The 13,420-nt window shown below is 73.7% G+C and carries 6 protein-coding genes; 2 read left to right on the forward strand and 4 right to left on the reverse strand.

Translation table 11 applies throughout. The annotated features are described in order from the left end of the window. Window positions 1-10: 10 nt before the first annotated feature. From IE136_RS13935 to IE136_RS13950, 4 genes are all read right to left on the reverse strand, one after another. Complete coding sequence (locus IE136_RS13935; protein WP_189600480.1) at window positions 11-3,550, reverse strand: ATP-dependent helicase; 3,540 nt, start codon at window positions 3,548-3,550, stop codon at window positions 11-13. 77 nt (window positions 3,551-3,627) lie between these two features. Beyond that, window positions 3,628-4,473, reverse strand: a complete 846-nt coding sequence (locus IE136_RS13940; protein ID WP_189600481.1) for a hypothetical protein — start codon at window positions 4,471-4,473, stop codon at window positions 3,628-3,630. Window positions 4,474-4,563: 90 nt separating this feature from the next. Further along, the gene (locus IE136_RS13945) at window positions 4,564-8,013 is read right to left on the reverse strand and encodes an ATP-dependent helicase (RefSeq protein ID WP_189600482.1); all 3,450 of its coding nucleotides are present in this window, start codon (window positions 8,011-8,013) and stop codon (window positions 4,564-4,566) included. Window positions 8,014-8,162: 149 nt separating this feature from the next. Continuing rightward, on the reverse strand, window positions 8,163-8,594 hold the full coding sequence (locus tag IE136_RS13950; protein ID WP_229818832.1) for an MGMT family protein: 432 nt from the start codon (window positions 8,592-8,594) through the stop codon (window positions 8,163-8,165). Between the two features lie 174 nt (window positions 8,595-8,768). Between IE136_RS13950 and IE136_RS13955 the strand changes: the two genes are divergently transcribed. Next, the gene (locus IE136_RS13955; protein WP_373309062.1) at window positions 8,769-11,609 is read left to right on the forward strand and encodes a lysylphosphatidylglycerol synthase transmembrane domain-containing protein; all 2,841 of its coding nucleotides are present in this window, start codon (window positions 8,769-8,771) and stop codon (window positions 11,607-11,609) included. A gap of 157 nt (window positions 11,610-11,766) precedes the next feature. Beyond that, a complete protein-coding gene (locus IE136_RS13960) occupies window positions 11,767-13,332 on the forward strand; it encodes an alpha/beta hydrolase (RefSeq protein ID WP_189600483.1) in 1,566 nt (521 codons plus the stop codon). The last annotated feature ends 88 nt before the right edge of the window (window positions 13,333-13,420 follow it).

Raw genomic sequence — 13,420 nt, forward strand, 5'->3', positions numbered from 1 at the left:
ACGTCTGAGCCTATCCGGCGCCCGGGGCGGGACCGTCCGGCGGTCCGCCCTCCGGACGGTCCGCCGGGGCGCTCGCCGTCCCACCCGCGGACGCGACCGCGGACCCGGCCACCGGCCTGCCCAGCAGGATGCTCTCCAGCTCTGCCCGGCCGGGGAGGCGGGCGGGGCGTACGACCTCTCCCGTCCGTACGTAGACGAAGGCGGCGGCGACCTCCTCGACGGGCAGGCCGTGCTGCTCGGCCCAGCCGAGGCGGTAGATCGCCAGCTGGAGCGGGTCGGCGGTGCGGAGGTGGCTGGTCTTCCAGTCGACGATCTCGTACCCGCCGGTGTCCGGGTCCCGGTAGACGGCGTCGATCCTGCCCCGCACGACCCGTCCCGCGAGCGAGAGGTGGACGGGGACCTCGACGCGGTGGGGGCTGCGACGGGCGTACGGGGTGAGGGCGAAGGCGTCCTTCAGCGCATCGAGGTCCCGCTCGTCGACGATCTCCGGCTCACCGGCGAAGTCCTCGCCGCCGGGGAGCTCGTCCGGGCCGAGCATGGGGAGCGGCAGCTCCTCGAAGCGGGACTCCACCCACGCGTGGAAACGCGTGCCGCGGCGGGCGGCGGGCTGCGGCGGCCGGGGCATCGGGCGGGCCAGCTCCTGGGCGAACCCGTCGGGGTCGGCGGCCAGGCGGAGGACCTGGGAGGCGGAGAGGTAGGCGGGCAGCAGGACGTCGCGGGTGGTGGCGCGGGAGCGGCGGAGCTCGGTGGTGAGGGCGGTGAGGTCGCGGTCCCAGGAGGCGAGCGTCTTCTGTTCCTCGGGGGTGAGGGTGGGGCGGGCCGGGGCGTCGTCCTCGGGCGCCCGGGGGGCGGGGAGCCTTTCGGGCGCGGGCTGCTCGTCCCGGAAGATGTCCTCGTCCCGGAAGGTGTCCTCGCCCGGGAAAGGGTCCTCGTCCCAGAGGGGTTCCTCCTCGGGCCAGAGGTCCTCGTCGAAGGGCTCGGCGGCCGGGGCCGGGGGGACGGGCCCTTGCGCGGGCAGCGCGTTCATGGCGTGGTGCCCACCCCTTGCGCCCTGCGGACCATGTGCCCACAACGCCGTCATCACCTGCTCCGCCGCCTTTCTGCGGCGCTTCAAGGCGGCCTCGTCCAGAGGGAGGGGCCAGGCCTGGTCCTGCGTGTGTTCCGTGAGGGAGGGGTTCTCCGCGTCCTGGGCCGGTTCGTCGGACCAGACCTCGATCTCACCGAAGCCGGCCGCGCAGTGGTCGTACAGCGACTGAAGGAACGCCGAGGGGCCGCGCGGCTTCTTCTGGGCCGGGCCCCACCAGTGGCCGGAGCCGAGGAGGAGGGAGCGGGGACGGGTGAAGGTGACGTAGCCGAGGCGGAGCTCCTCGGTGTGCTGGTGGTCCCGCATCCGCTCCTTGAAGGTCTTCAGGGAGGCGGCGTCCCAGGTGTCGATCCCCGGCAGCGTGGCGGCGTCGCCGCGCAGGTCGTGCGGCAGGACCTGCGGCTGGGAGGTCCACGACTCGCGGGCCCTGGTGCTCGGGAACTGGGACGCGACGAGGCCGGGCACCGCCACCACGTCCCATTCCAGGCCCTTGGACTTGTGCGCGGTGAGGACCTTGACCGTGTTCTCGCCGCCGGGGAGCGCGTTGTCGAGGCCCTTCTCGTACTGCGCGGCCGTGCGCAGGAAGCCGAGGAAGGCCAGCAGGTTCGCCTCGCCGTCCAGGGAGGCGAAGCCTGCCGCTATGTCGAGGAAGTGGGAGAGCGTCTCGCGGCGGCGGGCGGCCAGGGCGTGCGGGGAGGCGGAGAGCTCGACCTCCAGGCCGGTGGTGGCGAGGACCCGGTGCAGGACGTCCATCAGGGGGTCCGCGAGCGAGGAGCGCAGGGAGCGCAGCTCGGCGGCGAGGCGGGCGAAGCGGACCCGCGCCTCGGCGGAGAAGGGGAGTCCGTCGTCCTCGCCGCCCGACTCCAGGAACGTGTCGAGCGCGTCGGCGAGCGAGACGACCTCGGCCGGGTCGACGCCCTCGACCGCCGCGGCGAGCCGCTGGTCGGCGTCCGCGTCGGGGTCCTCGCCGGCGCGGTGGACGAGGAGCCGGGCGCGGCGGCCGAGGAGGGCGAGGTCGCGCGGGCCGATGCGCCAGCGGGGGCCCGTCAGGAGCCGGACGAGGGAGGCGTTGGCGCCGGGGTCCTGGAGCACCTCGCACACGGCGACCAGGTCGGCGACCTCGGGCAGGTGCAGGAGCCCGGAGAGGCCGACTACCTCTACCGGGACGTCCCGGGCGACCAGCGCGGCCTGGATGGCGGGGAAGTCGGTCGCCGTCCGGCACAGGACCGCGATCTCGCCCGGTTCCCTGCCCGTGCGGACCAGATGGGCCAGGGAGTCGGCGAGCCAGTCGATCTCCTCGGCGTGCGTCGGCAGGAGCGCGATCCGTACCGTGCCGTCCGCTTCGGCGCCGGGCGCCGGGCGCAGTGCCTCCACGCCCGCGTGCATGGCGCGCAGCGGGGCGGCCAGCCCGTTGGCGAGGTCGAGGAGCCGGCCGCCGCTGCGCCGGTTCTCGGAGAGCGCGTAGCGGGTGGCGGGCGTGCCGTCCTGGTACGGGAAGTGGTCGGGGAAGTCGTCGAGGTTGGCGACGGAGGCGCCGCGCCAGCCGTAGATCGCCTGGCAGGGGTCGCCGACGGCGGTGACGGCGTGGCCGGTGCCACCGCCGAAGAGGCCGGACAGCAGGAGCCGCTGGGCGACGGAGGTGTCCTGGTACTCGTCGAGCAGGACGACCCGGAACTCGTCCCGCAGGATCGCGCCGACCTCCGCGCGCGTGGTGGCGAGTTCGGCGGAGAGGGCGATCTGGTCGCCGAAGTCGAGCAGGTCGCGGGAGCGCTTGGCCGCGCGGTAGCGGACGACGAGGTCGAGCAGCTCGCGGCGGGCCGCCGCCGTCTCGGGGACCTTGCGCAGGTCGGCGTTGGAGAGCTTGGCGCGGGACAGGGCGGTGAGGAGGCCGGAGTCGTACGCGACGAGGTCCTCGGGGCGTACGAGGTGTTCGGCCAGCTCCGCGTCGAGGGCGAGGAGGTCGCTGACGAGGGTCGGGAAGGACCGGGTCAGGGCGGGGTACGGCCCCGGTGCCTCGCGCAGCACGCGCGCGGCGAGCTGGTAGCGGGTGGCGTCGGCGAGCAGGCGGGAGGTCGGCTCCAGGCCGATGCGCAGACCGTGGTCGGTCAGCAGCTGGCCGGCGAAGGCGTGGTACGTGGAGATGCGGGGCTCGCCCGGAGGGTTCTCAGGGTCGATGACGTCGGGGTCGGTGACCCCGGCGCGTACGAGCGCGGTGCGGACACGTTCGGCGAGTTCGCCGGCGGCCTTGTTGGTGAACGTCAGGCCGAGGACCTGCTCGGGGGCGACCTGGCCCGTGCCGACCAGCCAGACCACCCGGGCGGCCATCACCGTCGTCTTGCCGGATCCGGCTCCGGCCACGATGACCTGCGGGGCGGGCGGCGCGACGATGCAGGCCGTCTGCTCCGGGGTGAACGGGATGCCGAGGAGCTCCTTGAGCTGCTCGGGGTCGGTGATGCGTGCGGTCACCCCAAAGAGGCTAACGGCGACCACCGACAGCGCCGACCACGGCCGGCCACGGTCGCCGACGGTGGCCCTCGCGGACCTCAGGTCCTCGTGCCCTGGTCCAGCTTCGAGAGGTCCACCGTCTCGTCCGCGGGCGGTACGACGACCTTCACGGGCTTGTCGAAGTCGGAGAGGACCATCGTCCCCGGCTCGTCGCCACCCGCCTTGACCATCTTGAGGATGTAGGGCTTGCCCTTCTGGGAGACGGAGACCGTGGTCGTGCCGTCGCCGGGCTTCTTGTTCACCAGGGTGGCGACGGGCGTGCCGTCGACCTTCGCGTCCGGCCCCCTGGTCAGCTCCCCGCGCTCGTCCTTGTCCTCGTCCTTGTCCTTGCCCATGTCGGCGAGGAGCGCCTTGAGGTCGCAGACCCCGCTCAGATCACGGCTGCCCGCCTGATCGGGCGTGATCTTCAGCCAGCGGCCCTTGAGAAGTTCGATCGTGGCGTCGATCTGACGCTCCGGCACGCCCTGCGAGGTCATGGAGACCCGCCAGAACCGCTCGTCGCCCTTCATGTACGTGATCTTGTCCATCTGCCGCAGCTCGGCGGCGCCACCCTTGATCTTCATCCGCCCGCTGCACTCCTGCTTGTCGTTGAGCGAGAAGTCGACGTCCAGGGGCTGGTCGTCCGACGTGACCCGCCCGGCCATCCGGAGTGAGGTCGCGGACTGCGTGGCGGAGACGGCGCGGTCGGCGATCTGGTCGGCGCTCAGCCCCTTGAAGGGGTCGGGCGAGGGTGAAGGGGTGGGCGAGGGTGCGGCGGCGACCGGCCGTACCCGTACGTCCGTCACCGGGCTGTCGGCCACGGCCCGGCCGCCCGCCGGGACGGTGCCGGCCATCACGGCGGCACAGACGACGGTGGCGGCCCGGAGCGTGCGTCGGTACGCCATGCGGCCCTCCTCGGTCGGCCCCTCGTACCAGCCTTACCCTCCGGGCGCGCGGCCGCTACTCCAGTCGGGTGACCGGCCCCGGCGTACGGCCTACTCCACGATGTGGCGACCCTCCGGCTGGGCGCTGCACGCGGAGCGGAAGGTGCAGTGGGCGCAGTGCTGGCCGGTGGTGGGGGTGAAGCGCTCGTCCAGGACCCGGCCGGCGGCCGTCGCGAGCAGGTCGCCGACCCACTCCCCCGCCAGGGGTTCCTGTGCCTGGATCTTCGGGAGCGCGTCCCCGCCCTCCTTCTTGGGGGCGGACTGGCGCAGTTGTACGAGTTCGGCGCCGCCGGGTTCGGGGCGGCGGCCGTCGAAGACCTCGTCCAGGGCTCCTTCGCGTACCGCGAGCTGGTAGACGGCGAGCTGAGGGTGGTGGGCGACCTCGTCCCGGGTCGGGGCGGACTTGCCTGTCTTGAAGTCCACGACGTAGGCCCGGCCCCGCTCGTCGGCCTCGACGCGGTCCATGGAGCCCCGGATCCGGACCTCGTACTCCCCGGCTTCGAGGGTGACGTCGAAGTCGTGCTCGGTGGCGGCGGGGGTGCGGCCGCCGCGATCCATGACGTGCCAGCGCAGGAAGCGTTCCAGCGCCACGCGCGCGTGCTCCTTCTCCTGCGCCGACTTCCAGGGCGCGTCGAAGGCGAGCGCGTCCCAGACCGAGTCGAGGCGGGCCATGAGGACGTCCAGGTCGGCGGGGGTACGGCCGGAGGCGACCTCGTCGGCGAGGACGTGGACGACGTTGCCGAAGCCCTGGGCGGCCGTGGCGGGGGCGGCGGCCTTGACCTCGCGGCCGAGGAACCACTGGAGGGCGCAGGTGTTGGCGAGCTGGTCGAGGGCGGAGCCGGAGAGGGCGACGGGGTGGTCGCGGTCGCGCAACGGGACCCTGCTGTGGGTCGGCTCGAACAGGCCCCACCAGCGGTCCGGATGCGCGGCCGGCACCAACGGCTGGCCCTCGTCGTCGGTGAGCGCGGCAAGCTGGGCCAGACGCTGGGCGGCGGCGTCGCGAAGCGCGTCGGAGGCGTCCGGGTCGACGGTGGTGGCGCGCAGCTCGGCGACGAGCGCGGCGACGGCGAGGGGGCGGCGCGGGCGGCCGGAGACGTCCTTGGGCTCGGTGCCGAGCTCGGTGAGAAAGCGGGAGGGCTGGTCGCCGTCGTCGGCCGGAGCCTTGACGGCGGTGACGACCAGGCGGTCGCGGGCGCGGGTGGCGGCGACGTAGAAGAGCCGGCGCTCCTCGGCGAGGAGGGCGCCGGGGGTGAGCGGTTCGGCGAGCCCGTCGCGGCCGATGCGGTCGGCTTCGAGGAGGGAGCCGCGGCGGCGCAGGTCGGGCCAGAGCCCTTCCTGGACACCGGCGACGACGACAAGGCTCCACTCCAGGCCCTTGGCCCGGTGGGCCGTCATGAGCCGGACGGCCTCGGGGCGGGCCTGGCGCCGGGAGAGGGTGTCGGCGGCGATGTCCTGGGCGTCGAGTTCTTCGAGGAAGTTCAGTGCGCCGCGGCCGCCGACGCGGTCCTCGGCGCGCGCGGCGGTCTCGAAGAGAGCGCAGACGGCGTCGAGATCGCGGTCTGCGTTGCGTCCGGCCGGGCCGCCGCGCAGGGCGGCGCGCTCCAGGCGGCCGGGCCAGGGAGTCCCGTTCCAGAGCAGCCAGAGCGCCTCCTCGGCGGTGCCTCCGGCGGCGAGGCGGGCGCGGGCCTGCTGGAGCAGCTCGCCGAGCCGCTTGGCGCCGCGGGCGTAGGACTGGTCGTGGGCGACGAGCCGCTCGGGCTCGGCGAGCGCGCGGGCGAGGAGGACGTCGGACGGGGGCGGGACCCTGGTCCCGCCGGCCCGTTCCTCGTCCCGCAGGGCGCGGCCGAGCCGCCGCAGGTCGGCGGGGTCCATGGCGGCGAGGGGGGAGGCGAGGAGGGAGAGGGCGGTCTCGGTGTCGATCCAGGCACCGGACGGCGGGGCGACGGCCGCGCCGCCGTCCTCCGCCCCGAGCGCCGGTTCGTCGTCCCCGTCCTCGCCCCTGAGCGCCGGTTCGTCGTCCCCGTCCTCCGTGCCCTCGGAGGCCTCGGAGGCCTCCGCGACCTCGGCTGCCCCGGGGCCGGCCAAGACGTCCGAGATGTCCGAGTGGGCCGAGTGGGCCGAGTCGGGCTTTGCCGACGCGGTCGAGTCGGCGTCCGCCGTCGCCGCCGCCCGCAGGGCGAGGAGGAGAGGAGCCACCGCCGGTTCGTGGCGGAGCGGGGTGTCGGCGGCGTCCGTCTCGAGGGGGACGCCGGCGGAGGTGAGAGCGCGGCGGAGGGCCGGGACGGTGCTGCCCGCGCGGACCAGGACCGCCATGTCCTGCCACGGGACGCCGTCCTCCAGGTGGGCGCGGCGCAGGAGGTCGGCGATGTTCTCCGATTCGGTGGAGGCGGTCGGGTACGTGTAGACCTCCAGCCGTCCCCCGTCCCGTACCGCGGTCAGCTCCCGGTGCGCCCTGACCTTGTCGGCGGGCAGGCGCGGCAGGGGCATCCGCACGGTGAGGCGGCGGGTCGCGGCGAGCAGCTCGGCGCCCGAGCGGCGCGAACGCGTCAGAACGCGGACCTCGGCGCCGCCGAAGGTGTCGGGGAAGTCGAGGATGCCGTTGACGTCGGCGCCCCGGAAGGCGTAGATCGACTGGTCGGGGTCGCCGAAGGCGACCAGGGTGCGCCCGTCGCCCGCCAGCGCGCGCAGCAGCCGCAGCTGCGCCGGGTCCGTGTCCTGGTACTCGTCCACGAAGACAGCGTCGTAGGGGGGCAGCGTCACGCGCTCGGACAGCAGCACCGCCCGGTGCACCAGTTCGGTGTAGTCGAGGACCCCCTGGAGGTCCAGGACGTCGAGGTACTCCGCCAGGAATCCGGCGGCCGCCTTCCAGTCCGGCCGGCCGACCCGCTGGGCGAACTCCGCGAGGGACCGCGGCCCGAGCCCCAGTTCCCGCGACCGCGCGAGGACGGCCCGTACCTCGTCGGCGAAGCCCCGTGTCGTCAGACATGCCCTCAGCTCGTCCGGCCACCGCGCCCGCCCGAGGCCCGCCTTCTCCAGGTCGATCTGGCCCGCGAGCAGTTCCCGTACGGCGAGATCCTGCTCCGGTCCGGAGAGCAGCCGCAGCGGTTCGGCGAACAGGTCGGCGTCCTGGTGGGCGCGGATCAGGGCGTAGCAGTACGAGTGGAAGGTCGTCGCCTGCGGGGGCCGCGCGCCGCCGAGCCGGACCGCCATCCGGTCGCGCAGCTCCACGGCCGCCTTGCGGCTGAAGGTGAGCACGAGGATCCGTTCCGGGTCCGTGCCCTTCTCGACGCGGGCGGCGACCGCCTCCACCAGCGTGGTCGTCTTTCCGGTGCCGGGTCCGGCCAGGACGAGCAGTGGCCCGCCCGCGTGGTCAACCACTTCACGCTGGGTTGCGTCCAGGAGAGGGGGCTCCACCGCCGCCGGGGCGGTCCGCACGAGGCGGTACGCGCCCGTGGTCCGCCCCTGGTACGGCGTACGCCGGGTGGTGGAGGAGGAACTCACGTGGATCGACCGGTCCTGAACGAGAAGGTGGAGAGGTGTACGGGGCGAACGACGACGTTACGGGATACGGAGGGCACCCGGGTCTTACTCCGTACGGGCCTCCGTACCGTCATCGGGCCGCTCGGCCCCTCCTGCCATGGGCGAAGCTGTCAGGTGTGAGTTCCCGCACCCGGCCGCACGCCCGCGGCCGCGTCCTCTCCTGCGTCGCCGGCCGCGTCCCGACCGGCGCCCGCTGCCGCGTCCCGACCGCCGTCCCACCGTGCCCGTCGCATGTCGAGCTTCGGCAGGTGCCCCTCGGCGGCTCGGCCGGCCTCGCGCAGCGGCGTGCCCTCCTCGCGGTAGTGCCCCAGGGCGCGCAGCTCGTGGCCCGGCAGCAGCACGCCGTCGGAGCGCACCACGCGCCACCACGGCACGGCCCCGCCGTACAGAGCCATGACACGGCCGACCTGACGCGGTCCCCCTTCGCCCAGCCATTCGGCCACGTCGCCGTAGGTCATCACCCGGCCGGGCGGGATCAGTTCGGCGACCTCCAGCACCCGCTCCGCGTACTCCGGAAGCTCCTGCATACTCATCCGCCCCATCCTGCCTCACCGCACCGACAACGCCCTGGTGCCTCCGTCGGAGGCCGCTTCATGCCACCATCGTCCGGGCGGTGACTGGTGATACGAGATCAAGAGCGACAAGAACACCACGACGGGTACCACAACGGGTATCAGTTCGAGCAAGCGGCACAGGCGGCACAAGCAGAGACGGACATGGCGATGGGGCACGACGCTCAGCCTCCCGAGGAGGAGGCGCACCCAGAGCGGCCCACCCCCGGGACGCCCACGCCGCGCCCGCCCGCCCCGGCCCCCGACGTGCCCGCCCAGGAGGCACCCGCCCCCGACGTGCCCGCCCAGGAGGCACCCGCTCCCGACGTGGCCGCCCCTGAGGCAGCCGCCCCCGACGTGGCCGCCCCTGAGGCAGCCGCCCCCGACGGGGAGCCCAGCGAGCGCGTCTCCGGGGACGAGCCGCTGCTCGCCGCCCGTGTGCACCGGCCCTCCGACCTGATGCGGCTGCTCGTCGGCGTCCTCGCGATCGCCCTCGTCGTCGCCATCGCCGCCTTCGCCCACGGCACCACCTCCGGTCTCGAGCAGGACATCAACAAGGGCGCCGGCGGCGCCCCGGACGTCTTCGTCAAGATCGCCGGTCTCGTCTCCAGCATCGCCGTACTCCTCGTGCCGGTCGCCTTCGCCATCGAGCGGCTGATCAAACGCGACGGGCTGCGGATCGCCGACGGCGTCCTGGCCGCCGTGCTCGCCCACGGCGTCACCCTCGCCACCGACCTCTGGGTCGCCAGGGCCGCGCCCGGCACCATCCAGGACGCGCTGACCCAGCCGCAGGCCGGAGGCGGGCTCACCGACCCGGTCCACAACTACCTCGCGCCCGTCATCGCCTACATGACGGCCGTCGGCATGGCCCGCAGGCCGCGCTGGCGGGTGCTCCTGTGGACCGTGCTGCTGCTCGACGCGTTCACCATGCTGGTGGCCGGGTACACCACGGCGTTCTCGATCATCCTGACGGTGCTGATCGGCTGGACCGTCGCGTACGGAACGCTCTACGCGGTCGGCTCCCCCAACGTCCGGCCCACCGGCCAGACCCTCCTCGCCGGACTGCGCCGGGTCGGCTTCCGGCCGGTCACGGCGCTCCGCGCCGAGGGGGCGGGGGTGCCCGACTCGGCCGACAGCGGGGACCGCGGCCGCCGGTACATCGTCACGCTGGAGGACGGGCCTCCGCTCGACGTCACGGTCGTCGACCGCGAGCAACAGGCGCACGGCTTCTTCTACCGGGCGTGGCGCCGGCTCACCCTGCGGGCCATCACCACCCGCCGCTCGATCGTGTCCCTGCGTCAGGCGCTGGAGCAGGAGGCGCTCCTCGCGTACGCGGCGATCGCGGCGGGCGCCAACGCGCCGAAGCTGATCGCCACCTCGGAGCTCGGTCCGGACGCCGTGATGCTCGTGTACGAGCACCTGGGCGGCCGGTCCCTGGACTCGCTGGAGGACGAGGAGATCACCGACGATCTGGTGCGCAGCGCCTGGCGTCAGGTGCGGGCCCTGCAGTCGCGCAGGATCGCGCACCGCAGGCTCACGGGGGACGCGATCCTGGTGGATCGTTCCGGCAGCGTGATACTGACCGATCTGCGGGGTGGTGAGATCGCGGCGGGCGATCTGGTCCTGCGGATGGACATCGCCCAGCTCCTCACCACCCTCGGTCTGCGGGTGGGCGCCGAGCGCGCGGTGGCGACGGCCGTCGAGGTCCTCGGCCCTGACGCGATCGCCGACTGTCTCCCCCTCCTCCAGCCGATCGCCCTGAGCCGCTCCACGCGCGCGACGCTCAGGAGACTGGCCCGGGAGCGGTCGCAGCGGGAGCGCGAGGCCGTCCTGGAGGCCTCGGAGGCGGCGAAGCGGGCCCGTGCCGAGGCAGCCGCCCCCGGCGAGGAGGCGACGGTCGACCGCGTGGCCGACCGGAAAGCCGGCAGGAAGATCGAGAAGGCGGAGAAGCAGGCCGAGAAGCGGGCCATCGACGTGGCGCTCGACGAGGCCCGCGACGAGGACCTGCTGGCACAGATCCGGCGGCAGGTGCTGCTGATCCGGCCGCAGGCGCCGGTCGAACCGGTCCGCCTGGAGCGGATCAAGCCCCGCACGCTGGTCAGCCTGATCGCCGGCGCCATCGCCGCGTACTTCCTGCTCTCCCAGGTCGCCAGCACGCCGCTGTCCGTGATCAGTCAGGCCGACTGGCGGTGGGTGGCGGCGGCGGTGCTCTTCTCGGCGCTGAGCTATGTGGCGGCCGCGATGAGCCTGCTCGGCTTCGTGCCGGAGCGGGTGAGGTTCTGGCGGACCGTGGTCGCCCAGGTCGCCGGCTCGTTCGTGAAGATCGTGGCACCGGCGGCGGTCGGCGGTGTCGCGCTGAACACGCGCTTCCTCCAGCGCTCGGGGGTGCGTCCGGGGCTCGCGGTGGCGAGCGTCGGCGCGTCGCAGCTCTTCGGCCTCGGGGCGCACATCCTGCTGCTGCTCGCCTTCGGCTATCTGACGGGTACGGAGAAGTCGCGGTCGTTCACCCCGTCGAGGACGGTCATCGCCGGACTGCTGACGGTGGCTGTGCTGGTCCTGGTGGTCACCGCGATCCCCTTCATGCGGAAGTTCGTCTCGACCCGGCTGCGCTCGCTCTTCGCGGGTGTCGTGCCGCGCATGCTGGACGTGCTCCAGCGGCCGATGAAGCTGCTCACCGGCATCGGCGGCATGCTGTTGCTGACCGGCGCGTTCGTGCTGTGTCTCGACGCCTCGATCCGCGCCTTCGGGCACGGCAACGTGTCCATCAGCTTCGCGAGCGTGGCCGTGGTCTTCCTCGCGGGCAACGCGCTCGGCTCGGCGGCCCCGACCCCCGGCGGCATCGGCGCGGTCGAGGGCGCGCTCACCGTCGGCCTGGTCACGGTGGGCCATCTGCCGCTGGAGGTCGCCACCCCTGCTGTGCTGCTGTACCGGCTGCTGACCCTGTGGCTGCCGGTGTTGCCGGGCTGGCTCTGCTTCAACTGGCTGACGAAGCGGGGAGCGCTCTAGCGTCCGGCGGAGTGCGCCGCGGTCGGCGCGGTCGTGCTGACGCCTCGGGCCGGGTGCGGCTGATCCCGTGGTTCCCCGCGCCCCTCCGGGGCGCGGCCGACACCCGCTCGGACGTACCGCCCGCGCGCCGGCGCCCCGCTCGGCCGAGGATGGCGCTATGCCGATCTCCGCTGCTCAGCGCGCCGTCCTGCTCGCCGCGACCACCGTGCTGTTCGCCGCCGGATGCTCGGACAACGGCGACGACGAACCGGCCGGCGACACCCCGACCGACATGGCGGGGCTCGCCGCGCAGCAGCTGGAGTGGGCGCCCTGTCCGCCCCCGTCCGCCGCGGAGGGCGGCGGACCGCCGCCCTCGCCCCTGCCCGGCGGCACCGCCTGGGAGTGCGCCTTCATGGACGCGCCGCTCGACTACGACGACCCCGGCGGCGAGAAGATCGAGCTGGCCCTGATCCGCGCCCGGGCCCGCGACCAGGCCAACCGGATCGGCTCCCTCGTCTTCAACTTCGGCGGGCCCGGCGGCTCCGGCCTCACCGCCCTCCCCTCCTTCGCCCCGGACTACGAGAAGCTCCGCTCCCGCTACGACCTGGTCTCCTTCGACCCGCGGGGCGTCGGCCGCAGCGAGGACGTCGAGTGCGCGTCCGACCGGGACCTCGACGCGTACTACGCCCTGGACTTCAGCCCGGACGACGCCGCCGAGGAGCGGACCCTGTCCGACGCGCAGAAGAAGTACGCCGCCGGGTGCGAGAAGGACGCCGGCGCGATGCTCCCCCACGTCGGCACCGAGAACGCCGCCCGGGACCTCGACCTGATGCGCGAGGTCCTCGGCGACGACAAGCTCCACTACTTCGGCATCTCCTACGGCACGGAGCTGGGCGGTGTGTACGCCCACATGTTCCCGAAGAAGGTCGGCCGGGCGCTGTTCGACGCGGTGGTGGACCCCCGCTCCGGTACCGAGGACGGCGCCCTCGGCCAGGCCAAGGGCTTCCAGCTCGCCCTCGACAACTTCGCGAAGGACTGTGTGGCCCGCGAGGACGCCTGCGCCCTGCCGGGCTCGACGCCCGACGAGATCGAGTCCTTCATCACCGGACTCCTGGCCGAACTCGACAAGAAGCCGATCGCCGGCATCGGGGACCGCAAGCTCACCCAGACGCATGCCGTCAACGGCATCGCGCAGGCGCTGTACTCCAAGGAGTACTGGCAGTACCTGGAGCAGGGCCTGGACGCGGCCGACGGCGGCGACGGAGCGCTCCTCCTGAGCCTCTCCGACTCCATGAACGGGCGGAACCAGAACGGCACCTACAGCAACATCCAGGCGGCGAACGCGGCCATCAACTGCGTGGACTTCAAGGAGCGCTACAGCCTGGGCCAGGCCAAGGAGCGCCTCCCCGAGTTCCGCAAGGCCTCGCCCGTCTTCGGCGAGTTCATGGGCTGGGCTCTGGCGAGCTGCTCGCAGTGGCCGGTCCCGGGCGCCTGGGACCACCCGGACGTCTCCGCGCCCGGCTCCGCCCCGATCCTGGTGCTGGGCACGACCGGCGACCCGGCGACGCCGTACGAGGGAGCCCGGGCGATGGCGGAGGCGCTCGGCAAGGGCGTGGGCGTGGAGCTGACGTACGACGGCGAGGGCCACGGCGCCTACAACAGTGGCAACGCGTGTGTGCAGAACCTCGTGAACGCGTACTTCCTCGACGGGAAGGTGCCCGCCTCCGGGACCGTCTGCAAGTGACCGCCCGAGGTCGTGTCCGGGAAGTAGTGCCGTCTGCCCGCACGGCAGGGCCCGCGGCGTGAGGTGCGTGCGATCGCAAGGCGGAGGG

Origin of the sequence: Streptomyces lateritius (assembly GCF_014649715.1) — a bacterium.
Classification (GTDB): Bacteria; Actinomycetota; Actinomycetes; order Streptomycetales; family Streptomycetaceae; genus Streptomyces; species Streptomyces lateritius.